Genomic DNA, 22,117 nt, shown 5'->3' on the forward strand with positions numbered 1-22,117 from the left:
GCTAGGGTGTTGCGGTGACCGAGAGCAGACCCGAGGACGACCGGGACGACGACGCGCTCAGCTGGGCGGGCGAGGGCGGCGACCCGACGCTGGTCGCGGGCCACGGGCCTGTGGGGCGGAAGGCGCCGCGGGCGGTCCGCTCGGCTCCCCGGGAGCGCGAGGCACGGGACGGCGACGTCGACGAGCTGCCGGACGAGCTGCGCGAGGACGACGAGGACGGGCTCGAGGACGACGAGCCGGACGACGAGCGCGACGCCGCCGACGCGGCGGCAGCCTCCTCCGTGCTGCTGGTCGCGATGGGCGTCGCCGCAGGCCTCTACCTCCTCTGGACGATCGGCTGGATGATCACCGCGACCCGCCAGAACGCCACGATCGCCGCGACCTTCGCGGGCGACCCGCTCGGCGGCGGGCTCTACGGGCTCGGTCTCTGGCTCGCGGTCGCCGGACCGGCCGCCTGGTTCGCCGCGGTGCTGCTGGGCACGCGGAGCGCCCGCACGAGGACCCGCGTGCTCTGGCTGATCGCCGGGCTGATCCTGCTGGCCCCCCTGCCGTTCCTGAAGGGCGCGTGATGAGCGACTCCACCGCGGCCGACTCCACCGCGACCGACTCCACCGCGACCGACTCCACTTCGGCCGACAGCTCGGCGAAGGCGACCCTCGGCGGCGGCGCGCGCCGCAGCGACCCGCGCCGGCGCCTCCTCCTCTCGGTGCTGATCGCCGCGGTCTTCGCGCTCCTCTTCGCCTGGGACGTCTGGGAGGGGATCGGCAACCTCGTCGGGCTGCGCACCTACGCCGCGACGCTCGGCACCGACCTCAACGGCACGGGCTGGATCGTGCTGCTGCTCGGGCTGCTGCTGCCGGTGGTCTGCTTCGTGCTGGCGCTGGTGCTCGGTCGCCGCCGCGGGCTCCTCGCCCGGACGGGCCTGCTGTTCGCGGGGCTCTGCCTCTCGGCCGCCCTCTCGCTCGACGTGCAGCTGATCCTCGGATTCGAGAGCCTGGTCTCGCTCTAGGCGGTCGTGGCGCCCGCCGTCGAGAGCGGGCGTCACACGGCCGGGGGCGGCTGCGGCCCTCCGCTACAGTGGCGGGGGCTCCACCGCGCCCCGTGCTCGGTGCCCGCTCCGTCCCCTCCCCGAAGGAAGCGCCTCTCGTGACTAAGCCGGTCGTCCTGATCGCCGAAGAACTCTCGCCCGCCACCGTGGACGCCCTCGGTCCCGACTTCGAGATCCGCTCCGTGGACGGCACAGACCGCCCCGCGCTGCTGGAGGCGCTCGGCTCGGCCGACGCGATCCTGGTCCGCTCCGCGACGCAGGTCGACGCGGAGGCGATCGCCGCGGCCCCCTCGCTGAAGGTCGTCGCGCGCGCGGGCGTGGGACTCGACAACGTCGACATCACGGCCGCGACCGCCGCCGGCGTCATGGTGGTGAACGCGCCGACCTCGAACATCATCTCGGCCGCCGAGCTCACCGTCGGCCACATCCTGAGCCTCGCCCGCCACATCCCGGCCGCGCACAGCGCGCTCGCGCAGGGCCTCTGGAAGCGCTCGAAGTACACGGGCGTCGAGCTCTACGAGAAGACGGTCGGCATCATCGGGCTCGGCCGCATCGGCGCGCTGATCACCGCGCGCCTGCAGGCCTTCGGCGTGAACGTCGTCGCCTACGACCCCTACGTCACCAGCTCCCGCGCGCAGCAGCTCGGCGTCACGCTCCTGCCGCTCGAGGAGCTCCTCGCGCAGAGCGACTTCATCACCATCCACATGCCGAAGACGCCGGAGACCACCGGGATGATCTCGGACGCGCAGCTCGCGCTGATGAAGCCGACCGCGTTCCTCGTGAACGTCGCCCGCGGCGGGCTGATCGACGAGGACGCGCTGCACCGCGCGCTCGTCGCGAAGACCATCGCCGGCGCCGGGCTCGACGTGTTCGTCAAGGAGCCGCCGACCGACTCGCCGCTGCTCGCCCTCGAGAACGTGGTCGTCACTCCGCACCTCGGGGCGTCGACCGACGAGGCGCAGGAGAAGGCCGGCGTCTCGGTCGCGAAGTCGGTGCGCCTCGCGCTCTCGGGCGAGCTCGTGCCGGACGCGGTGAACGTCGCGGGCGGCGTCATCGACCCGTACGTCCGCCCCGGCATCCCGCTGGTGGAGAAGCTGGGCCAGGTCTTCTCGGGTCTCGCCGCCTCGCCGGTGACCTCGATCGACGTCGAGGTGCGCGGCGAGCTGGCCGGCTTCGACGTCAAGGTCCTCAAGCTCGCGGCGCTCAAGGGCGTCTTCAGCAACGTGGTGTCGGAGACGGTGTCCTACGTCAACGCGCCGGTGCTGGCGGAGCAGCGCGGCATCGAGGTGCGCCTGATCACCGACGCGGTCTCGGACGAGTACCGCAACGTGATCACGCTCCGCGGCGCTCTCTCGGACGGCTCGCAGATCTCGGTCTCGGGCACGCTGACCGGCACCAAGCAGGTCGAGAAGCTCGTCGCGATCAACGGCTACGACGTCGAGGTGCCGCTCGCGAAGCACCACGTGGTGATGAGCTACGTCGACCGGCCCGGCATCGTCGCGGTCTACGGGCGCGAGTTCGGCGAGGCCTCGGTCAACATCGCGGGCATGCAGATTGCGCGCACCGAGGCGGGCGGCAAGGCGCTCTCGGTGATCACGATCGACTCGCCGGCGCCGGACGGACTGCTGGAGAAGGTCCGCGTCGCGATCGACGCCGATCTGATGCAGGAGATCGACATCACGGAGTAGGACTCCGCCCGCCACGACGAGAGAGGACGGCGCCGTGCAGCGCAGTTCCGTGCAGCGCAGGTTCGCCCAGGTCGACGTGTTCGGCGCGGAGCCGTTCCTCGGCAATCCGGTCGCGGTGGTCGTCGACGGCGACGGCGTGGCCGACGCGGACATGGCCGCGTTCGCGCGGTGGACGAACCTGTCGGAGACGACGTTCCTGCTGCCGCCGACGACGCCGGAGGCCGACTACCGGCTGCGGATCTTCACGCCGGGGCGCGAGCTGCCCTTCGCCGGTCACCCGACGCTCGGCAGCGCGCACGCGTGGCTCGCGGCCGGGGGAGTGCCGCGCGACGCCGGAGTGCTGGTGCAGGAGTGCGCGGCCGGGCTCGTGCGGCTGCGGGTGTCGGACGGGGCGATCGCGTTCGCGGCGCCGCCGCGGCAGCGCACCGGGCCGGTGGACGAGCCGACGCTGGCGCGCGGGGCCGCCGCTCTGGGGCTCGCGCGCGAGGAGATCCTCGGGCACGAGTGGGCCGACAACGGTCCGGGCTGGCTGGCGCTGCGGCTGGAGTCGGCGGAGCGGGTGCTCGCGATCCGGCCGGACTCGGCGCGGCTCGGCGGGCTCGCCGTGGGCGTCGTCGGGCCGCATCCGGCGGGGGCGGAGTGCGCCTTCGAGGTGCGCGCGTTCATCCCGGACGCGGGGGTGCCGGAGGATCCGGTGACGGGGAGCCTGAACGCGGGGATCGCGCAGTGGCTGATCGGGGCCGGGCTGGCGCCCGAGCGGTACGTCGCGGCGCAGGGGACCGCGATGGGGCGAGCGGGGCGCGTGCTCGTGGAGCGCGTCGGCGACGACGTGTGGATCGGCGGAGCGACGGCGACGCTGATCGAGGGGACCGTGCGGCTGTAGGCGGCGGGTCTCGAGACGCCGGCCGGCGGCCGGCTGCTCGACCAGCATGCTCCGCGTCCTGCGGACGGCTGGTCGATCAGCAGAGAGGGCGGGCGGGCGCGACCGCGGCTGCTCCTTCGGCGGCTGGTCCTGCGGGGTCAGCTCGGGAGGAGGCGGGCGATGACCGCGAGGACGTCGGCGGCCTCGCCGCGGGGGCTGTCGCCGGTGGGGAGCAGGGCGGAGTTGTAGTAGAGGCCGTCGCTCATCAGGACGATGGCGCGGGCGACCAGGGGGTCGCCGACGGCCTCGGCGACGACGGCGTACCAGCTGTCGTGGATGCGGGCGAGGCCGGCGCTGGCACGCTCGTCGTGGCCCTGGGCGACGCGCGAGACGGCGAGGATCGTGCGGTCGAAGGGGGTGTCCGCGGCGAACGACGTGCGGATCAGGTACGGGACGACGCCCTCGTCGGACGTGCGGATGCGGTCGATGTCCTCGGCGAGCCGGTCGTCCAGGCGCCCGACGAGTCCGTCGACGAGGGCGTCCTTCGAGGGGAAGTGGTAGAGCAGACCGCCCTTGGACACGCCGGCGGCCTTCGCCACGGCGTCGAGGGTGGCCGCGCGCTCGCCCTGGTCGATCAGCAGGGCCTCGAACGCGTCGAGGACGCGGTCGCGGGCGGGGGCGGCGGGCATGGGCTCCATCCTAGGGACGGATCCCGGTTCAGCCCCTGACTACTGTACCGGCTGGACGGTATACTCGGTCGCGATCACCCCGTTCGAGAGAGAGCACCACTGTGTCCGCCCGCACTGCACCCGTCGCCACCGTCACCACCACCGGCTCCGCCGTCACCGGAGCCGCGGTCGAGCCCGACGGTCCCCGCGTCGGCCGCCGCGCCTGGTTCGCGCTGGCCGTGCTGATGCTGCCGGTGCTGCTCGTCTCGGTCGACAACACCGTCCTCAACTTCGCGCTGCCGCTGATCGCCGAGGACCTCGGGCCCTCCGGCACCGAGCTGCTCTGGATCGTCGACGCCTACCCGCTCGTGCTCGCCGGACTGCTGGTCGCGATGGGCAGCCTCGGCGACCGGGTCGGCCGGCGCCGGCTCCTGCTGATCGGCGCGGTCGGCTTCGCGGTCGTCTCCGTCGCCGCGGCGTTCGCCCCGACGGCCGGCGCGCTGATCGCCGCCCGCGCGGCGCTCGGTCTCTTCGGCGCGACGCTGATGCCCTCGACCCTCTCCCTCCTGCGCAGCCTCTTCCCGAACCGCGATCAGCGCCGGATGGCGATCGCGATCTGGGCGACCGGCTTCGCGGTCGGCTCGGCGGTCGGCCCGCTGGTCGGCGGCGTGCTGCTGGAGAACTTCCCCTGGGGCTCGGTGTTCCTGCTCGCCGTGCCGGTGCTGCTGCCGCTGGTGGTGCTCGCGCCGATCCTGGTGCCGGAGTCGCGCGACCCGCGGCCCGGGCCCGTCGACGTGGTCAGCATCGTGCTCTCGCTCGCGACGATGGCCCCGATCGTCTACGCGATCAAGTCGGCCGCCGAGCACGGGATCGACGCGGTCGCGGTGCTCTCGCTCGTGGTCGGCGTCGTCAGCGGCGTACTCTTCGTGCGCCGGCAGCAGCGCCGCGAGGTGCCGATGCTCGACCTCTCGCTCTTCCGCCGCGGCTCGTTCAGCGCGGCCATCCTGGTCAACCTGCTCAGCGTCGTCGCGCTGGTGGGCGGGCTGTTCTTCGTCTCGCAGCACCTCCAGCTCGTGGTCGGCCTCTCGCCGCTCGAGGCGGGGCTCGTGCTGGTGCCGGGACTCGTGGTGATGATCGGCGCGGGACTCGGCGTGGTGCCGATCGCCCGGCGGATCTCGCCGCGGATCGTCGTGCCGGCCGGACTCGTGATCTCGGCGGTGGGCTACGCGCTGCTCGCGATCGGCAGCGCGGCGCCCGGCGGCGCCTCCGCGCTGACCGTCGCCGTCTCGTTCGCCTTCCTGGGCCTCGGGATCGGAGCGGCCGAGACGGTCTCGAACGAGCTGGTGCTCGCGAACGCGCCCGCTGATAAGGCCGGGTCCGCTTCGGCGGTGTCGGAGACGGCGTACGAGCTGGGCGCGGTGCTCGGCACGGCGACGCTCGGCACGGTGCTGACGGCGGCCTACCGCAGTGGTGTGGTGCTGCCCGAGGGCCTCGACGCCGGTCAGGCGCAGCGCGCGGGGGAGACACTGGGCGGTGCCGTCGCGGTCGCGGGCGAGATCCCGGCGGAGTCGGCGTCGAGCCTGCTGGCGTCGGCCGGGGCCGCGTTCGACGCGGGCGTCGGCTGGTCGGCCTGGATCGGCGTCGGACTGGTGCTGCTCGCCGGCGTCGTGGCGGCCTGGCGGCTGCGCCGCAGCTGACGCGGCGCGACCGGCGGGAGGAGCGGCCCGAGAGTACGCTGGGCTGGTCTCCTGCCCCGCACGCTCGAGTGCTCCGCACGCCCAGTGCTCTGGACGCGCAGCACCCCGGCCCGTGCCCCCCGCACGTCTGAGGACCGCCATGACCCGCACCGTGAAGCTCGCCGTCATCCCCGGAGACGGGATCGGACCGGAGGTGATCGCCGAGGCCGTGAAGGTCCTCGACGCCGTCATCGCCGACTCCGACCTGGTGATCGAGAGGACGCCGTTCTCGCTCGGTGCCGGCCGGTTCCTCGAGACCGGCGACGTCCTCACCGACGAGGACCTCGCCTCGATCAGCGCGCACGACGCGATCCTGCTCGGCGCGGTCGGCGGCGTGCCCGGCGACCCGCGCCTCAAGGACGCGAACATCGAGCGCGGGCTGCTGCTGCGCCTGCGCTTCGCGCTCGACCACTACGTCAACCTCCGGCCGACCCGCCTCTACGCGGGCGTGCCGTCGCCGCTGTCGGCACCCGGCGAGGTCGACTTCGTCGTCGTGCGCGAGGGCACCGAGGGGCCGTACGTCGGCAACGGCGGCTCGATCCGCCAGGGGACGCCGCACGAGATCGCGAACGAGGTCTCGGTGAACACGGCCTACGGCGTCGAGCGCGTCGTCCGGCACGCCTTCGAGCTGGCCCGCGCGCGCCGCTCGAAGCTCACGCTGGTGCACAAGACCAACGTGCTCGTCTTCTCCGGCTCGCTCTGGAAGCGGCTCGTGGACGAGATCGGGGCCACCTACGAGGACGTGGCCGTCGACTACCTCCACGTGGACGCGGCGACGATCTTCCTGGTGACCGATCCTGCTAGGTTCGACGTCATCGTCACCGACAACCTGTTCGGCGACATCCTGACCGATCTGGCCGGCGCGATCAGCGGCGGCATCGGACTCGCGGCCTCGGGCAACATCAACCCCGACGGCGCGTTCCCCAGCATGTTCGAGCCGGTCCACGGATCCGCGCCCGACATCGCCGGGAAGCAGCTCGCCGATCCGACCGCCGCGATCCTGTCGGTGGCGCTGCTGCTCGACCACCTGGGTCGCGGTGACGAGGCCGCCCGCGTGACGGCGGCCGTGACCGCCGACATCGAGTCGCGCGACGGCACCCCGCGCTCCACGGCCGCGATCGGCGACTCCGTCGTCGCCCGGCTCCGCTGACCCGCTCCCTCCGGGCCCCCGCTCCCCACCGGCCCCCACGCCACTCCAGGAAGAACCCCTCATGACCGACACCCTCCCCGCGCAGGACCTCGCCTTCGAGGTGACCGCCAACCCCGCGCCGCGCTCCGCCGAGGAGCGCGCCCGCATCCTCGCGAACCCCGGCTTCGGGGTCCACTTCACCGACCACATGGTCGACATCCGCTGGTCGCGCGCCGACGGCTGGAACCACCCGCGCGTCGAGCCCTACGGCCCGATCCAGCTCGACCCCGCCGCGGCGGTCCTGCACTACGCGCAGGAGATCTTCGAGGGGATGAAGGCCTACCGCCACACGGACGGCTCGATCTGGACCTTCCGCCCCGAGGCGAACGCCGGTCGGCTGCAGCGCTCCGCCCGCCGCCTCGCGCTGCCCGAGCTGCCGACCGAGCTGTTCGTCGAGTCGCTGCGTCAGCTGATCGCGGCGGACGGCGCCTGGGTGCCGTCCGAGCCGGAGACCAGCCTGTACCTGCGGCCGTTCATGTTCGCGAAGGAGGCGTTCCTCGGGGTGCGCGCGGCCGAGGAGGTCGGCTACTACGTGATCGCGAGCCCGGCCGGCGCCTACTTCTCCGGCGGCGTCGCCCCGGTGTCGATCTGGCTGTCGACGTCCTTCGCCCGCGCGGGCAAGGGCGGCACGGGAGCGGCGAAGACCGGCGGCAACTACGCCTCGTCGCTGCTGCCGCAGCAGGAGGCGTACCAGCACGGCTGCGCGCAGGTGCTCTTCCTCGACTCGCAGGAGTCGCGCTGGATCGAGGAGCTCGGCGGAATGAACGTCGTGCTCGTGAAGAAGGACGGCACGCTCGTCACGCCGGAGTCGGACTCGATCCTCGAGGGGATCACCCGCGACAGCGTGCTGCAGCTGGCCGAGGACCGCGGCCACCGCGTCGAGCGCCGCCAGGTGTCGATCGACGAGTGGCGCGACGGGGTCGAGTCCGGCGACGTGGTGGAGGTGTTCGCCTGCGGAACCGCGGCGGTCATCACGCCGATCGCCGAGCTCAAAGGCGACGGCTTCTCGGTGGGCCACGAGGGCGCGCCGGCCGGCGCGCTGACGATGTCGCTGCGCGAGGAGCTGACCGACATCCAGTACGGACGTCGCGAGGACACGCACGGCTGGATGACGAGGTTGGACGCATGAAGATCGCACGATTCGCCACGCAGCGCTCCGGGGACAACGGGGGCGCGATCCACTTCGGGATCCTGGACGAGGACGACCTGGTCGTGCTCGCCGGCGACCCGATGTTCGCGGGCTTCGAGACCACGGGGGAGCGGATCCCGCTCGCCGAGGCGAAGCTGCTCGCGCCGGTGATCCCGCGCTCGAAGGTGATCGGGATCGGCAAGAACTACTCCGACCACGCGGCCGAGATGGGCGGCGACGCCCCGGCCGAGCCGCTGATGTTCCTGAAGCCGAACACCTCGGTGATCGGGCCGGACGAGCCGATCGTGCTGCCCGAGGACAGCCAGCAGGTGGAGTTCGAGGGCGAGCTCGCGGTCGTGATCGGGGCGATCGCGCGGAACGTCCGGGCGGAGGACTACGAGGACGTCGTCTTCGGCTACACGATCGCGAACGACGTCACGGCGCGCGACCTGCAGAAGTCGGACGGGCAGTGGGCGCGGGCCAAGGGCTACGACACGTTCTGCCCGATCGGGCCGGTCATCGAGACCGAGTTCGTCTGGAACGAGAGCGCGCTCGAGACGCGGGTGAACGGGCGGCGGCTGCAGTCCGGCAACACCGGCGACATGATCCACGGGGTGCCCGAGATCATCGCCTACGTCTCGCGGGTGTTCACGCTGCTGCCGGGTGACATCATCCTGACCGGGACGCCCGCCGGCGTCGGGCCGATCGCCAACGGCGACACGGTCGCGATCGACATCGAGGGCATCGGCACGCTCTTCAGCCCGGTGGTGTCCCGGGCCTGACGCTCGTCGCGAGATGCCACTTGTGCACGCTTCTCACGGCGTGTCGCGTGCACAAGTGGCATCTCGCGGGGGTCGGGTCAGTCGTCGGTGACGGGGCCGTCGGTGTCGTCCGGGAGGTCGGCGTCGCCGGAGACGGTGTCGCCTCCGCTGTCGCCCTCGGTGACGGTGTCGGAGACGCCGCGGTCGATCGCGGTGCCGCCGGGAGCAGCGCCGGCGGCGCTCGCGTCGCTCGCGTCCTCGCCGGGGAGCACGGTCTGGGCGCCGCCGGTGTTCGGGGTCAGGTCGGACTCCTGCTCGGGCAGGTCCTCGTTCACGTTCTCGGGCACGGGGGCTCCTCTCGTCGGAGTGTCCATCGGAGCACGTGGGGTGATGCGGGCGGCAGGGTCTTGACACGTTCCGGCGGTGGGTGGGTCTCGAGACGCGCCTGCGGCGCTGCTCGACCAGCACGTCCGGGCCACCGGTGCTCGATCAGCAGGGGCCGGGGCGATGGCTTCACCGTGCTCCCCGGAGCTGTCAAGCGGAGACGCTCGGCGGGGGCGGAGACGTAGCGTCGAAGCATGAGCTCGCCCCGCACGACCCGCAGCACCGGCACCGCCGCCACGACGAAGACCGCCGCCGAGAAGACCGCGACCGCGAAGAAGACGACCGCGAAGAAGACGACCGCGAAGAAGACGACCGCGAAGGCCGCTGCCGCGACGACGACGACCGCCGGGCGCGCCCGCACCACGCGCAGCACCGTGGACCGCATCGCCCGCGAGGACTTCGGCTGGACGTCGCTGCTGCCGGGGCAGCGCGAAGCCATCGAGTCGGCCGCGGCGGGCCGCGACACGCTGCTCGTCCTCGCCACCGGCGGCGGCAAGTCCGCCGTCTACCAGATCGCCGGCGCCGACCGCGGGGGCGTCGTGCTCGTCGTCTCGCCGCTCGTCGCGCTGCAGGCCGACCAGCTCGCCTCGATCGAGGCCGCGCCGGCCGCGCCGCCCGCCGTCGCCATCAACTCCGCGCAGGGCGCCGCCGCCGTCGCGCGGGCCTGGGAGCGCATCGACGAGGGCGGACCGCTCTACGTGCTGCTCGCTCCGGAGCAGCTGGCGAAGGCGGAGAACGTCGCCCGGCTCGCTGCGGCCGGCGTCTCGCTCCTGGTCGTCGACGAGGCGCACTGCGTCTCCTCCTGGGGGCACGACTTCCGCCCGGACTACCTGCGCCTCAAGGACGTCCGCGGCGCGCTGGGCGACCCGCCCGTGCTCGCGATGACCGCGACCGCCTCCCGGCCGGTGCGCGAGGAGATCATCGAGCGCCTCGGCATGACCGACCCCGAGGTGCAGGTGCACGGCGTCGACCGCCCGGAGATCCGCCTCGTGGTGCACCGTCACGAGAGCGAGAACGAGAAGCGCGCGGCCGTCGCCGAGGAGGCCCGCAGCTGGACCGCCCCGGGGCTGGTCTACGTGGCCACCCGCAAGGAGACCGAGACGTACGCGGCGGAGATCGCCGCCGAGGGCCGCTCCGTCGCGGCGTACCACGCGGGGCTCAAGACGAGCGAGCGGCGCGAGGTGCATCGGCGCTGGCGCGACGGCGAGCTGGACGTCGTGGTCGCCACCTCCGCCTTCGGCATGGGGATCGACCGCGGCGACGTGCGCTTCGTTCTGCACGCCACGACGTCCGAGTCGCTCGACGCGTACTACCAGGAGATCGGGCGCGCCGGCCGCGACAGCGAGCCGGCCACGGCCGCGCTGCACTACCGGCTCGAGGACCTCGGGCTGCGGCGCTTCTTCGCCAAGCGTCGGGTCGAGCCGGCCGCGCTGCGCGTGGTGTGGGCGGCCGTGTCCGACAAGCCGGGCGTGCAGGTCGACGAGCTGGCGGAGGCGCTGGGCAAGTCGCCGCGCACCGTCGCGCGGCTGGTCAACGACCTGGCCGAGGCGGACCTGCTCGAGACCGAGGGCGGCCTGCGGGCCGTGAGCGACGCCAGCGGGGACGACGCGGTCCGCGCGGTGAAGGAGGAGCTCTCCTCCCGCGAGCGCATCGCGGAGTCGCGGCTGTCGATGATGCGGGCCTACGCGGAGACCTCGCAGTGCCGGCGGCGCGTGCTGCTGGACTACTTCGGCGTCGAGGGTCCGGAGTGGTGCGGCAACTGCGACGGCTGCGAGCGGCACGAGGCGCGTCAGGAGGCGGCCGACGAGGCGGCGTCCGGGGCTCGATCCGACGCCCCGCTGAGCGTCGACGAGGCGGTGGAGCACCGCGAATGGGGTGCCGGCACCGTGATGAGCGTCGAGGACGACCGCGCGACGATCTTCTTCGAGTCCGAGGGGTACAAGGTGCTGTCGTTCGCGGCGCTGGAGTCCGGCGTGCTGAGGGAGCGGGAGCCGGTCTCGGCGTAGCCGCCGGCGGGCCGGGGTCTCGATACGCCGTCCTGCGGACGGCTGCTCGACCAGCATGAAGAGTCATGGTCGCTACCCGGCCCACTGCAGGTGAGTGCTCGGCCGGCATGCGTGGGCGAAGTCTTCCCTGACGGGGGCGATTCGCCCCGCAGGCGGCCTTCATGCTGATCGAGTAGCCCGCGCAGCGGGCGTATCGAGATCCACCGGCGTCAAGAGAACGGTGTGCAGACCGTCCTGCTGAGGACGGCGGGTCTCGATGCGCCCCTCCGGGGCTGCTCGACCAGCATGAAGGGCGGCCGCACCGCAGGTGCGACCTTCACCGCGGGTGAAGTCCATTCAGGGCGCGGAGCGCGAGATGCCACTTGTGGGCGGGCGACACGGCGTGTCGTGCTCACAAGTGGCATCTCGCGGAGGGGTCAGACGTTCGAGACGGCGGAGCTCACGTCGGTGGGCTTGTCGTAGTCGCCCTCGGGGATGGCGCGCAGGGCGTCGAGGACGTCGCTGTCGGCGCCCTCCTTCTCGGCGGTCGCGACGATCGTGTCCTTCGAGGCCGGGTAGTCGATCCCGGCGAGGTACTTCTGGACCTGGATCGGGTTGGGTGCATCCATCGTGCTGTCCTTTCGTCGTTCGGTCAGTGCTGGTGCTCTTCGGTGAAGAGCCGGTCGAAGGCGTCCACGCGCCGGTCGGTGACCGTCGTGGGCGTCTCGAGGTGCACGGCACCGCTGGGGACGAGCCCCGCGCCGCCGAAGCGCTCCATGACGCGCCACTGCGCGGCGACGTCCTCGCCGCTGTGCTCCGGGGGCAGCTGCTCCCAGAAGTCGAAGCCGCCGCAGGCGACGAGCGCCTCGCGACGGTAGAGCACGCACGCCCCGAGCCAGGCGACGCGGTAGGCGCGCCAGGCGCCCTCCGGGACGTCGAGGCGGGCGGCGACGTGGGTGAGGTTCGCGGCGTTGTGCAGCGGCCAGCGCTCGAACTCCGGCGTCCCGCGCCGGATCCGCTCGGGCTGCACCCGGTCGTCCCAGGGCTCGAACGCGGTCTGCTCGTGCGGCCGCTCGTCGCCCAGGTAGGACAGCCCTTGCACCGCCGAGCCGACGAAGCCGCAGTCCAGGCGCCCGAGCGCCTCGTGCAGCCGCGCCAGGGTGCCCGGCTCGAGCCAGACGTCGTCGTCGAGGTAGAGCACCGCCGGCGCCGTCGCGAGCGAGAGCAGGTAGTGCCGCTGCTCCGCGAGGCCGCGCCGGGGGAGGTGCCGGCGGACGAGCGGGGCGCGGCCCTGCGCGGCGAGGATCCGCAGCATCGAGACGACGGTCGGATCGGTCTCGGTCACCGCGGTGTCGGACTGGTCGCTGACGACCACGCGGAACGGCGGATCGTCCTGCGCCGCGAGGCCCGCGAGGGTCGCCGCCAGCTCCGCCGAGCGGCCGACCGTCGGGATCAGGACGTCGACGGCCGGGGTCTCCGGAGGCAGGTCGCGGCCCCAGAGCCCCGACCAGCGCCGGCTGCTCACGGCGCCGACGACGATCGGATGCGCTGCACCATCTCGGTCGTCGAGTGCTCGGAGACGTAGCCCACGGTGGTGACGGTGCCGCCGTAGGAGCGGACGACCACCGCCTCCGCGAGCATGTCGGGGGCGTAGTCGCCGCCCTTCACGTAGACGTCGGGCTGCACGCGCTCGAGCAGCGGGATCGGGGTGTCGCCGCTGAAGAGCGTGACGTAGTCGACGCAGCCCAGCTCGGCGATGACGCCGGCGCGGTCGCCCTCGGGGTTGATCGGGCGGCCCTCGCCTTTCAGCCGGCGGACGGAGTCGTCGTCGTTGACGGCGACGACCAGCACATCGCCGAGCTCGCGCGCCTGGCGGAGGTACGCGGTGTGGCCGCGGTGCAGCACGTCGAAGCAGCCGTTGGTGAAGACGATGCGGCGGCCGCGGCGGGCCTCCTCGGCGAGCACCTCGACCAGTCCGTCCTCGCCGAGCACGACGGCGCCGGGGGCGGCGAGCGAGGCGAGCAGGTCGTCCGCGGTGCAGACGGAGGTGCCCGGGCGCTGGACGACGACGTCGGCGGCGGCCTGCGCGAGGTCGACGGCGGTCGCGAGCGAGCGGCCGGCGGCGAGCGCGAGGGTCGCGGTGGCCGCGAAGGTGTCGCCGGCGCCCGAGGCCTGCTTCTCCTCCGCGGGCTGCGCGAAGGTGCGGGAGACGGTGCCGTCGGCGTCGAGCGCGGTCGAGCCGTCGCGGTCGAGGGTGACCACGACGTGGCGGGCGCCGGAGCGCTCGCGGAGCCTCTCGGCCGCGGCGCGGACGGCGGCGGCGCGCTCGCTGCCGCGGCCGAGCGGGGTGCCGAGGAGGCGCTCCGCCTCCTTCGCGTTCGGGGTGACCAGGTCCGGGGCCGCGAAGGCCCAGTCGGCGAGCTCGTGCGCGTCGATCACGAGGAGGCCGGGGCGCTGCACGGCGAGCACCCGCTCGACGGCCTCGCGGAGGATCCCGGAGCCGTAGTCGCAGACGAGCACGGCGTCGGCGCCGTCGGCCGCGCGGACGGCGGCCTCGGCGAGCTCGGCCAGCTCGGGGTCGGACGGGCGGTGCGGACCGGAGTCGACGCGCAGCATCACGCTGTCGCCGCCGACGACCCGGGTCTTGATGGTGGTGGCGGCGTCGCTGCGGACGATCGCGCCGGTGTCCAGGCCCGCGCGCTCGAGCGCGGCGAGGAGGCGGTCGCCCTCGGGGTCGCGGCCCGCGACTCCGACCGTGCGGACCACGGCGCCCAGCGCACAGAGGTTCGCCGCGGTGTTGGCCGCGCCGCCGGCGACGTCGACGACGTCCTCGAGGCGCAGCACCGGAGCGGGGGCCTCACGGGTCACCCGCTCCGCCTCGCCCAGCCACCAGGAGTCGAGGATGAGGTCGCCGACGACCGCGACGACCGGCGGCCGCTCGCGCACGTGCGCGACCAGCGCGCTCGCCCGCTGGAGCGCGGAGCCCTCGAGGCTCATCGCGCGCCGCCGGGCAGGACGGGGAGGCCGAAGTGCACGACGGTGGTCGTGGTCATCTCGTCGAGCAGCTCCGGGCCGTAGCCGAAGCCCGAGCCGCTGGTCCCGCGCGGCTGGGCGCTGCCGCCGGGGGCGCCGCCGAAGACGCCGTTGATCTTGACGGTGCCGACCGGGAGGGTCGCCGCGGCGCGGTGCGCGTGCTCCATGTCGGCGGTCAGCACCGTGGCGGCGAGGCCGTACGGGCCGGCGGCGGCGCGGGTGAGCGCCTCGTCGAAGTCGTCGACGACGAGGACGGGGGCGACGGGGCCGAAGGTCTCCTCCGTCATCACCAGCATCTCGTCGGTGCAGTCGGCGAGGACGGTGGCGGGGTAGAAGGTGCCGTCGCCGGGCTCGCCGCCGGTGAGGACGCGGGCGCCGTCGCGGACGGCGGAGGTGACGTGCTCGTGCACGGCGTCGCGCATCCGGGCGTCGACCAGGCGGGGGAGCGGGCCGTCGCGCCAGCGCTCGGCCTCGACGACCAGCGCGGCGGTGAAGGCCTCGGCGATGTCGCGGTGCACGTAGATCCGCTCGACGGAGGTGCAGATCTGGCCCGCGTTGGCGAAGGCGCCCAGGGCGGCCTGCTCGGCGGCCCAGACCGGGTCGACGTCGCGGTCGACGACGAGCGCGTCGTTGCCCCCGTTCTCGAGGATGGTGTGCGCGCCGGTGACGGCGGCGATCCGGGCCAGGGCGCGGCCGGTGGCGGTCGAGCCGACGTGCGCGAGGACGTCGACGCCGTCGGTGCGGGCCAGGGCGTCGCCCACGGCGCCGTCGCCCTCGACGAGGGTCAGCACGCCCTCGGGCAGGGCGTCGGCGAGCAGGCGGGTGAAGAGGGCGCCCGTGCCGGGGCTGCGCTCGCTGGGCTTGTGCACGACGACGTCGCCGGAGACGATCGCGGCGCCGAGCATGCCGGCGGCCACGGCGACCGGGTCGTTCCAGGGGGTGAGCGCGAGGACGACGCCGCGCGGGTGCGGCAGGGCGAGGTCGACGTTGAGAGCACCGCCGCGCAGGCTCTTCCCGCGGTGCAGGGGGCCGAGCTCGGCGTACTGCAGCAGGGTGTCGACGCCGGCGCGGACGCCGCCGAGGGCGTCGCCGGCGGGCTTGCCGGTCTCCTCGGTGTTGAGATCGGCGAGCTCCTGCTCGCGGGCGGCCACGCGGTGGGCGGCGGCGCGCAGCAGGGCGCCGCGCTCGGCGGGCGCGGTGGCGGCCCAGGCGGGGAAGGCGGCGCGGGCGCGGGAGACCGCGCCGGCGGCGAGGTCGGCGGTGGTGCCGGTCGTGCCGGCGGCGGGGGTCGCGGTGTCGATGGTCACGGTCACCTCTCGGTCGGAGGCGTCCGCAGGGGTCGCGGACGCGCGTGCAGACCTCCGGTACCCGTGCCGGGGCGGCTCAAACGGAACGCTCCGCACAACATCAGATGAGGGCGGATCCCTGCTGATCGAGTAGCCCGTGAAGCGGGCGTATCGAGATCCACCGCCGTCAGAACGGGAGTCTGCAGATCCGCCCTGCTGGTGACGGTGGGTCTCGATACGCCCCTGCGGGGCTACTCGACCAGCATCAGGCGGCGCCGAGGCGGGTGACGGCGGAGGTGATCGCCGGGGTGGTCTCGCCGTCGGGCCAGCGGAGGGTCACGCCCTCGCCGGGGACGACGCGGCCGATGGCGGCGGTCGTCGTGTGCGGCGTTCCCATGCGGGAGGCGCCGGTGCGGTCGGCGGTGAGCATCGCGAAGCCGGGGAAGCAGGAGAGCCAGTCGGCGAGGCCCGCGGCGGCCGGGCGGGGGATCGCGGCGACCTCGATGTCGGCGCCCGCGCCGGACGCCTCGGCGAGCATGCCGACGGTGCCGACGAGGCCCGCCATGCTGACGTCCTTCGCGCCGTCGGGCGCGCCGGCGCCGATGCTCCCCGCGAGGGCGCGGAGCACCTCCGGCGGGCGCTCCGAGGTCGAGTCCCACTGCAGGCCGGCGTAGCCCGGGCGCCAGCTGCCCGCGAGGTCCGCGGTGAGGCTCAGCTCGTGCCCGACCGGAGCGCTGCCCGGGACCGGCCGCGCGGTGCGGCCGAGGCCGGTGACGGAGAGTGCAGCCGGGACGCCGAGCTGGGTGTGCCCGCCGAGCAGCGGGACGCCCCAGGCCTCGGAGCCCGCGCGCAGGCCGCGGAGGATGCGCGCGGCGAAGGAGGCGTCGCGCGCGCCGACCGCGTCGAGCAGGCCGACCGGGTCCGCGCCCATCGCGGTGAGGTCGTTGACGTTGACGAGCACCGAGCACCAGCCCGCCCACTCCGGGTCGCGCTCGACCATCGAGGGGACGATCGCGTCGCAGACGGCGACGAGGTCGGAGCCGGGGACGGGCGCGCCGTCGTCGCCGCGGAAGCCCGGTCCGCCGAGCTGCCCGGCGAAGGCGTCGAGCAGCGGACCGAGCGCGGCCTTCGCACCGCGCGCGAGGCGGTCGAACCGGTCGATCGGCCAGCGCATCCGCACGTGGGGAGTCCCCGCGACCTCGACGGCGCCGAGCCGGTCCCAGCCGAGCCGGCGGAAGAGCACCTCGTTCTGCGTCTGCACCGTCGCCTCGAAGCGGAGCACGCCGCGCGCCTCGGCCTCGGCGCAGGCGGCCCGGACCAGAGCGGCCCCGATCCCGGCGCCGCCGCGGGCACTGCGGCGGACGACCAGCCGACTGCCGGTCCACCAGCCGAGGTCCTGCTCGAGCGCGGGCGCGATCCGCACGCCGCCGAGCACGCCGTCGGCCGAGCGGGCGACCAGCACGACGGTGCGCGGATCCTCGTCGAGCGCATCGCGGTCGTCGGCGTCGAAGAGGCCCTGCTCGCCGACGAAGACCTCGCGGCGCAGCGCGCGGTACGCGGACACCTCGGCCGGGTCCGCGACCACGACCACGAAGGCGTCGCGGGCGGCCGGCGCGACCGCCCGGACCCCTTCGAGGATCGAGAGCTCCATCAGGCGCCGGCGGTCTTCAGCACACCGCAGGCACCGCAGGCCGCGCAGCCCGCCTTCTGCCCGGAGGAGAGCATCCCGGCGGCGATCAGCAGCGCGGCGACCTGCTCGCTGACCTTCTCCAGCAGCGAGCCGGCCGGCGGCAGGACGTGGTCCACCTCCGTCGCCAGCGTGCCCTTGAGCGGCCGGAACGGCACCACGAACGGGTAGATCCCGCGCTCGATCAGCTCGCCGGCGCTGGCGACCAGCTCGTCCGGGTCCTCGCCCAGGCCGACGAGGAGGTACGTCGAGACCTGGTTGCGGCCGAAGATCCGCACCGCCTCGTCCCAGGCCTCCCAGTACTTCGCGGTCGAGACGCGCGCCTTGCCGGGGGTCCAGCGGCGGCGGATGTCGTCGTCCATCGACTCGATGTGGATGCCGATCGAGAGGGCGCCGGCGTCCTTCAGCTCCTGCAGGGCGGCGAGGTCCTCGGGCGGCTCGCACTGCACCTGGATCGGCAGGCCGGGGACGGCCTGCAGCACCGCGCGGACGCAGCGGGCCAGGTGCCGGGCGCCGCGGTCACGGCCCTTCGAGGTGCCGGTGGTCATCACCATCTGGCGGATGCCGTCCAGCCGGGCGGCGGCCTCGGCGACCTCGGCGAGCTGCGCGGGGGTCTTCACGGCGATGGTGGAGTCGTTGGCGAGCGAGGCCTCGATCGCGCAGAAGCGGCAGCGCTCGGCCTCGTCGTAGCGCATGCAGGTCTGCACGACGGTGGTGGCCAGGATGTTCCGGCCGTGCAGGCGGGCGATCTTCTCGTAGGAGACGCCGTCGGCGGTGCTGAGGTCGTAGAAGCGCGGGCGCTTCACCGGCGCGACGTCGAGGCCGATGTCGGCGCCGTCGAGGAGGAGCCGGCCGTTGGTGACGGCGTAGGGGCTCTTCGGGTTCACGGGGATGGCGGCGCCGAGGCCGCCGAGCATCACGTGCCCGTCGTCGCTCGGGCCGGCGCCGGCCTCGCGGTGCACGGGGGCGTCGACGCGGATGCCCTGCAGGGCGATGTCGACGCGGGTGCGCAGGGCGGAGGAGCCGGTGCGCCGGACGGGCGCCGAGCCGCAGGCGTCGGCGGCGCAGGAGCCGGCGGCGTCGGAGTCGGCGGGGGAGACGGGGGCGGGATCGGCGGTGCGGAAGCGGGGCGTCTGCAGATCGGTCATGGTGCTCCTCGGAGTGTCGAGTCGAGCGGTGCGCGACGGCGGAGTCCGACGTCGTGAGCCTCCATTAGGTCAACGCGGTGTTTCGGAGCGATGACATCGGGAACGCGATCGTGTTACATCCGGCGGGTGTCCGGACTCGTCCCCGGCGTCACGCAGGCTTCTTCTGGCCGAAACCACTTCGAAACACGAGCGGCCTTGACTGGACGCAGTCGGGACGAACGCACCCGACCCGGCCCCGTCGCTCCGCTCGTCGTCTGTCCCGCTCGAGCGACGCCGGCCTCTGCATCACAGCACCGCCCGTTCCACCCGGCACTCCTGTCCCTGCACCACTCGCTCGCGCCCCGCCCGGCGCGCTCCTCACCGAACCCCGGAGGTTCTCATGACCGACGACCAGACCACCCCCGCCGACCACAGCAGCGACGACCAGGCCTCGATCGAGGAGCAGATCAGCGCGAACATCGAGAAGTCGCGCTCCGAGATCGCGCACCCCTCGCTGCCCAAGGGCAGCAACCTCTACGGCTCCACCAAGGTCTTCCCCGACTACCAGGCCGAGCCCGGCCAGTCCTACTTCACGCTCGTGCACGGCATCGCGCACGAGTCCTCGGTCAGCTTCGTCGCGATCCTGCAGGCGACCCGCGCGGCTCGCAAGGGCTTCGAGTCGGCCGTCTACTTCTACGGCCCCGGCACGATCAACGCGATGGCGACCCGCGGCTTCCCGACCGTCGGCGACTCCGGCTTCCCCGGAGAGCAGAACATCAACGACGCTCTGAAGACCTTCATCGACGAGGGCAACCGCGTCTTCGTCTGCCGCTTCGGCATGGCGCTGCACGGTCTGCGCGAGGAGGACCTGATCGAGGGCACCATCCCCTGCCACCCGCTCGACGTCCAGGACGCCGTCATCCACTACGCCCGCAAGGGCGCCATCATCAACTCGACCTACAACCTCTAGGCCGACGCCATGACCGTCGTCGGATCGGTCGCGGCGAACTTCACCCGCGACCTCGATCAGAACTACGCGCTCATCGCCGCGCTGGCCGAGGAGGCCCGCGAGAAGCGGGTCGAGTTCCTCGTCCTGCCCGAGGCCGCGATCGGCGGCTACCTCTCCTCCCTCGGCAACCACGGCGACACCGTCAAGACGACCACCCGCTCGATGCCCCCGGCGATCGCGCTGGACGGGCCGGAGCTGCGCCGGGTGCAGGAGATCGCCGGCGACCTGCTGGTCGCGATCGGCTTCTGCGAGCTCGACGCGGACGGCGAGACCCGCTACAACGCGGCCGCCCTGCTCGACGGCGGGCAGATCTACGGCAGCTACCGCAAGGTGCACCAGCCGCTCGGCGAGCACATGTCGTACTCGCCCGGACCCGGCTACTCGGTCTTCGAGACCCCGGTCGGCCGGGTCGGGCTGCAGATCTGCTACGACAAGGCCTTCCCGGAGGCGGCCCGCTCGATGGCGCTGGACGGGGCGGAGATCATCGCCTCGCTCTCCGCCTGGCCGGCCGCGCGGACGGCGACGGCGGAGAACCTGCAGGAGGACCGCTGGACCTACCGCTTCAACCAGTTCGACATCGCCCGGGCGCTGGACAACCAGGTGTTCTGGCTGGCGTCGAACCAGTCCGGCACCTTCGGGTCGCTGCGCTACGTGGGCAACGCGAAGGTCGTCGATCCGGGCGGCAACATCCTCGCGACGACGCTGCTCGGCTCGGGCATGGCGGTCGCCGACATCGACGTGCGCGGCACCTTCGAGGCGATGCGCGGCGGGATGTTCCACCTCCGCGACCGCCGGCCGGACGCCTACGACATCGACCGCGTCTGGAGCGGAGGGCTGGTCCATGCCTGAGATGACCTTCCACGTCCGCTGGCCGGACGGCGTCGAGGAGCGCTGCTACTCGCCGAGCCTGGTGATGCACGACTACCTCGCCGAGGGCGAGAGCTACCCGCTCGAGGACTTCGTCGGGCGCTCGACCGAGGCGCTGCGGCTGGCGAGCGAGCGGGTGCGCGCGAAGTTCGGCTTCGCCTGCACCTCCGCGCTGCAGCAGGAGTCGGAGATCCTCGCGGCCGCCGCGCGCTTCGACGGCGGGCGGGTGCGGGTGCTGGCGATGGATCCGCCGCTGCCTCCGTCCTCCGTCCCCGCGTCCGGGCAGGGGATGCGCGCGTGACCGCGCTCGAGAGCGGCCGGCACCTCCCGGTCGCCGTGATCGGCGCCGGCCAGGCCGGGCTGTCGATCAGCCGCCTGCTCACGGACCAGGGGATCGAGCACCTCGTGATCGAGCGCGACACCATCGCGCACGACTGGATCGACCGCCGCTGGGACAACTTCACCCTGGTCACGCCGAACTGGCAGTGCCGGCTGCCCGGCTACCCCTACGACGGCGACGACCCGGACGGCTTCATGACCCGCGACGAGGTGCACGCCTGGGTGCGGCGCTACGCCGAGTCGTTCGGCGCGCCGGTGGCCGAGGACACCGAGGTGCTGCGGCTGCGCGAGGGCGCCGACGGGGCCTTCGAGATCGTCACCTCGCGCGGCACGATCACGGCGGACCAGGTCGTCGTCGCCACCGGCGGCTACCACCGGCCGGTGCTGCCGACGGTCGCGCACCGCATCCCGGACGCGATCGTCCAGCTGCACTCGGCGGACTACCGCTCGGCCGCGGCGCTGCCCGAGGGCGGGGTGCTCGTGGTCGGCTCCGGCCAGTCCGGCGCGCAGATCGCGGAGGATTTCTTCCTCGAGGGGCGCGACGTGCACCTGGCGCTGGGCACCGCTCCGCGGGTCGCCCGCTTCTACCGCGGGCGCGACTGCGTGGCCTGGCTCGCCGACATGGGCGTCTACGACGTGCCCGTCCACGCGCAGGTCGGCGGGCTCTCCAAGCGGGAGTCGACCAACCACTACGTCACCGGGCGCGGCGGCGGCCGCGACATCGATCTGCGCGCGTTCGCGCGGGACGGGATGACGCTCTACGGCCGGCTGCAGCAGGTCGACGGTGCGTCGCTCCGCTTCGCGCCGACGGCGGAGGCGTCGCTCGACTACGCGGACTCGGTGGCGGAGTCGATCAAGAACGACATCGACGCCTACATCGAGCGCTCGGGCATCCAGGCGCCGACCGAGGCCCGGTACGCGCCGGTCTGGCGGCCGGAGCGCGAGATCGAGGAGCTCGACCTGGCGGCCGCCGGGATCACGAGCATCGTCTGGGCGGTCGGCTTCCGGGCCGACTACTCCTGGATGCAGATCGGCGTCTTCGACGGCGCGGGGCACCCCACCCACCGGCGCGGCGCGACCGCCGTGCCCGGGCTGCACTTCCTCGGGCTGCCCTGGCTGAACACCTGGGGCTCCGGTCGCTTCGAGGCGATCGCGCGGGATGCGGAGCACGTGGTGCAGCAACTGCTCGGCGGCGCGCGGTTGGACCGGCTCGAGGGCGCCGCGGTACGGTGACGGCCACGTGCTCGCCCCGAGCGCGCCGTCCGGCCGCGCGGGGCAGCGGAGGGCGACGGCTTCCTGTCCGCCCTGCCGCACCGTCC

At 73.6% G+C, this 22,117-nt stretch carries 21 protein-coding genes; 13 read left to right on the top strand and 8 right to left on the bottom strand.

Annotation, left to right across the window (positions count from 1 at the left end; genetic code table 11):
- Positions 1–14 precede the first annotated feature (14 nt).
- The 4 genes from HRK28_RS12990 to HRK28_RS13005 all read left to right on the top strand — a co-directional run bounded on the left by HRK28_RS12990 (position 15) and on the right by HRK28_RS13005 (position 3,619).
- Positions 15–569, top strand: a complete 555-nt coding sequence (locus HRK28_RS12990; protein WP_173251859.1) for a DNA polymerase III subunit gamma/tau — start codon at positions 15–17, stop codon at positions 567–569.
- Complete coding sequence (locus HRK28_RS12995) at positions 569–1,009, top strand: hypothetical protein (RefSeq protein ID WP_173251860.1); 441 nt, start codon at positions 569–571, stop codon at positions 1,007–1,009. The genes HRK28_RS12990 and HRK28_RS12995 overlap by 1 nt, the downstream gene beginning before the upstream one ends.
- A gap of 137 nt (positions 1,010–1,146) precedes the next feature.
- Entirely contained in the window at positions 1,147–2,736 is a 1,590-nt protein-coding gene (gene serA / locus HRK28_RS13000; RefSeq protein WP_160090352.1) for a phosphoglycerate dehydrogenase, read from the top strand.
- 34 nt (positions 2,737–2,770) lie between these two features.
- The gene (locus HRK28_RS13005; protein ID WP_173251861.1) at positions 2,771–3,619 is read left to right on the top strand and encodes a PhzF family phenazine biosynthesis protein; all 849 of its coding nucleotides are present in this window, start codon (positions 2,771–2,773) and stop codon (positions 3,617–3,619) included.
- 137 nt (positions 3,620–3,756) lie between these two features.
- Here HRK28_RS13005 and HRK28_RS13010 read toward each other — a convergent pair whose 3' ends face one another.
- Positions 3,757–4,287 carry a TetR/AcrR family transcriptional regulator gene (locus tag HRK28_RS13010; protein ID WP_160090350.1) on the bottom strand — a complete coding sequence of 177 codons (531 nt, stop codon included), beginning with the start codon at positions 4,285–4,287 and terminating at the stop codon, positions 3,757–3,759.
- Positions 4,288–4,388: 101 nt separating this feature from the next.
- Here HRK28_RS13010 and HRK28_RS13015 point away from each other — a divergent pair, with 101 nt between their 5' ends.
- From HRK28_RS13015 to HRK28_RS13030, 4 genes are all read left to right on the top strand, one after another.
- Positions 4,389–5,963: an MFS transporter gene (locus tag HRK28_RS13015; RefSeq protein WP_367948416.1), complete on the top strand. Its 1,575-nt coding sequence runs from the start codon at positions 4,389–4,391 to the stop codon at positions 5,961–5,963.
- A gap of 139 nt (positions 5,964–6,102) precedes the next feature.
- Positions 6,103–7,152 (top strand): 3-isopropylmalate dehydrogenase, encoded by a 1,050-nt coding sequence (locus HRK28_RS13020; RefSeq protein ID WP_160090349.1) that lies wholly within the window; start codon positions 6,103–6,105, stop codon positions 7,150–7,152.
- A 61-nt stretch (positions 7,153–7,213) separates the two neighbouring features.
- Positions 7,214–8,320 (top strand): branched-chain amino acid aminotransferase, encoded by a 1,107-nt coding sequence (locus tag HRK28_RS13025; protein WP_173251862.1) that lies wholly within the window; start codon positions 7,214–7,216, stop codon positions 8,318–8,320.
- Complete coding sequence (locus tag HRK28_RS13030; RefSeq protein ID WP_123734013.1) at positions 8,317–9,102, top strand: fumarylacetoacetate hydrolase family protein; 786 nt, start codon at positions 8,317–8,319, stop codon at positions 9,100–9,102. Before HRK28_RS13025 ends, HRK28_RS13030 begins: the two co-directional genes overlap by 4 nt.
- A gap of 77 nt (positions 9,103–9,179) precedes the next feature.
- On the opposite strand, the gene HRK28_RS13035 is transcribed toward HRK28_RS13030, so the two are convergent.
- A complete protein-coding gene (locus HRK28_RS13035; protein WP_160090347.1) occupies positions 9,180–9,428 on the bottom strand; it encodes a hypothetical protein in 249 nt (82 codons plus the stop codon).
- 231 nt (positions 9,429–9,659) lie between these two features.
- Between HRK28_RS13035 and HRK28_RS13040 the strand changes: the two genes are divergently transcribed.
- Positions 9,660–11,471, top strand: coding sequence for a RecQ family ATP-dependent DNA helicase (locus tag HRK28_RS13040; protein WP_173251863.1), 1,812 nt, complete (start codon positions 9,660–9,662; stop codon positions 11,469–11,471).
- Between the two features lie 416 nt (positions 11,472–11,887).
- Here the strand turns inward: HRK28_RS13040 and HRK28_RS13045 are convergent, their stop codons facing one another.
- From HRK28_RS13045 to HRK28_RS13070, 6 genes are all read right to left on the bottom strand, one after another.
- Positions 11,888–12,079, bottom strand: a complete 192-nt coding sequence (locus HRK28_RS13045; protein ID WP_173251864.1) for a DUF2795 domain-containing protein — start codon at positions 12,077–12,079, stop codon at positions 11,888–11,890.
- Positions 12,080–12,102: 23 nt separating this feature from the next.
- A complete protein-coding gene (locus HRK28_RS13050; RefSeq protein ID WP_367948417.1) occupies positions 12,103–12,975 on the bottom strand; it encodes a glycosyltransferase family 2 protein in 873 nt (290 codons plus the stop codon).
- Entirely contained in the window at positions 12,972–14,447 is a 1,476-nt protein-coding gene (gene rfaE2, locus HRK28_RS13055; protein ID WP_160090346.1) for a D-glycero-beta-D-manno-heptose 1-phosphate adenylyltransferase, read from the bottom strand. Before rfaE2 ends, HRK28_RS13050 begins: the two co-directional genes overlap by 4 nt.
- Positions 14,444–15,784 (bottom strand): aldehyde dehydrogenase, encoded by a 1,341-nt coding sequence (locus HRK28_RS13060; RefSeq protein ID WP_367948430.1) that lies wholly within the window; start codon positions 15,782–15,784, stop codon positions 14,444–14,446. The genes rfaE2 and HRK28_RS13060 overlap by 4 nt, the downstream gene beginning before the upstream one ends.
- Before the next feature lie 250 nt (positions 15,785–16,034).
- Positions 16,035–17,420: an MSMEG_0567/sll0787 family protein gene (locus tag HRK28_RS13065; protein WP_173251866.1), complete on the bottom strand. Its 1,386-nt coding sequence runs from the start codon at positions 17,418–17,420 to the stop codon at positions 16,035–16,037.
- Complete coding sequence (locus HRK28_RS13070) at positions 17,420–18,604, bottom strand: MSMEG_0568 family radical SAM protein (protein WP_173251867.1); 1,185 nt, start codon at positions 18,602–18,604, stop codon at positions 17,420–17,422. Before HRK28_RS13070 ends, HRK28_RS13065 begins: the two co-directional genes overlap by 1 nt.
- Before the next feature lie 379 nt (positions 18,605–18,983).
- On the opposite strand from HRK28_RS13070, the gene HRK28_RS13075 reads away from it, so the two are divergent.
- Genes HRK28_RS13075 through HRK28_RS13090 form a run of 4 tightly spaced genes read left to right on the top strand, consistent with a single transcriptional unit; the run spans position 18,984 to position 22,031 of the window.
- Positions 18,984–19,553 (top strand): MSMEG_0572/Sll0783 family nitrogen starvation response protein, encoded by a 570-nt coding sequence (locus HRK28_RS13075; RefSeq protein WP_160090342.1) that lies wholly within the window; start codon positions 18,984–18,986, stop codon positions 19,551–19,553.
- A gap of 9 nt (positions 19,554–19,562) precedes the next feature.
- On the top strand, positions 19,563–20,441 hold the full coding sequence (locus tag HRK28_RS13080; RefSeq protein WP_123447958.1) for a carbon-nitrogen hydrolase family protein: 879 nt from the start codon (positions 19,563–19,565) through the stop codon (positions 20,439–20,441).
- Complete coding sequence (locus tag HRK28_RS13085) at positions 20,434–20,760, top strand: MSMEG_0570 family nitrogen starvation response protein (protein ID WP_160090341.1); 327 nt, start codon at positions 20,434–20,436, stop codon at positions 20,758–20,760. The genes HRK28_RS13080 and HRK28_RS13085 overlap by 8 nt, the downstream gene beginning before the upstream one ends.
- Positions 20,757–22,031: an MSMEG_0569 family flavin-dependent oxidoreductase gene (locus HRK28_RS13090; protein WP_173251868.1), complete on the top strand. Its 1,275-nt coding sequence runs from the start codon at positions 20,757–20,759 to the stop codon at positions 22,029–22,031. Before HRK28_RS13085 ends, HRK28_RS13090 begins: the two co-directional genes overlap by 4 nt.
- Positions 22,032–22,117: the final 86 nt, after the last annotated feature.

This window comes from Rathayibacter sp. VKM Ac-2835, from assembly GCF_013266705.1.
Lineage (GTDB): Bacteria > Actinomycetota > Actinomycetes > Actinomycetales > Microbacteriaceae > Rathayibacter.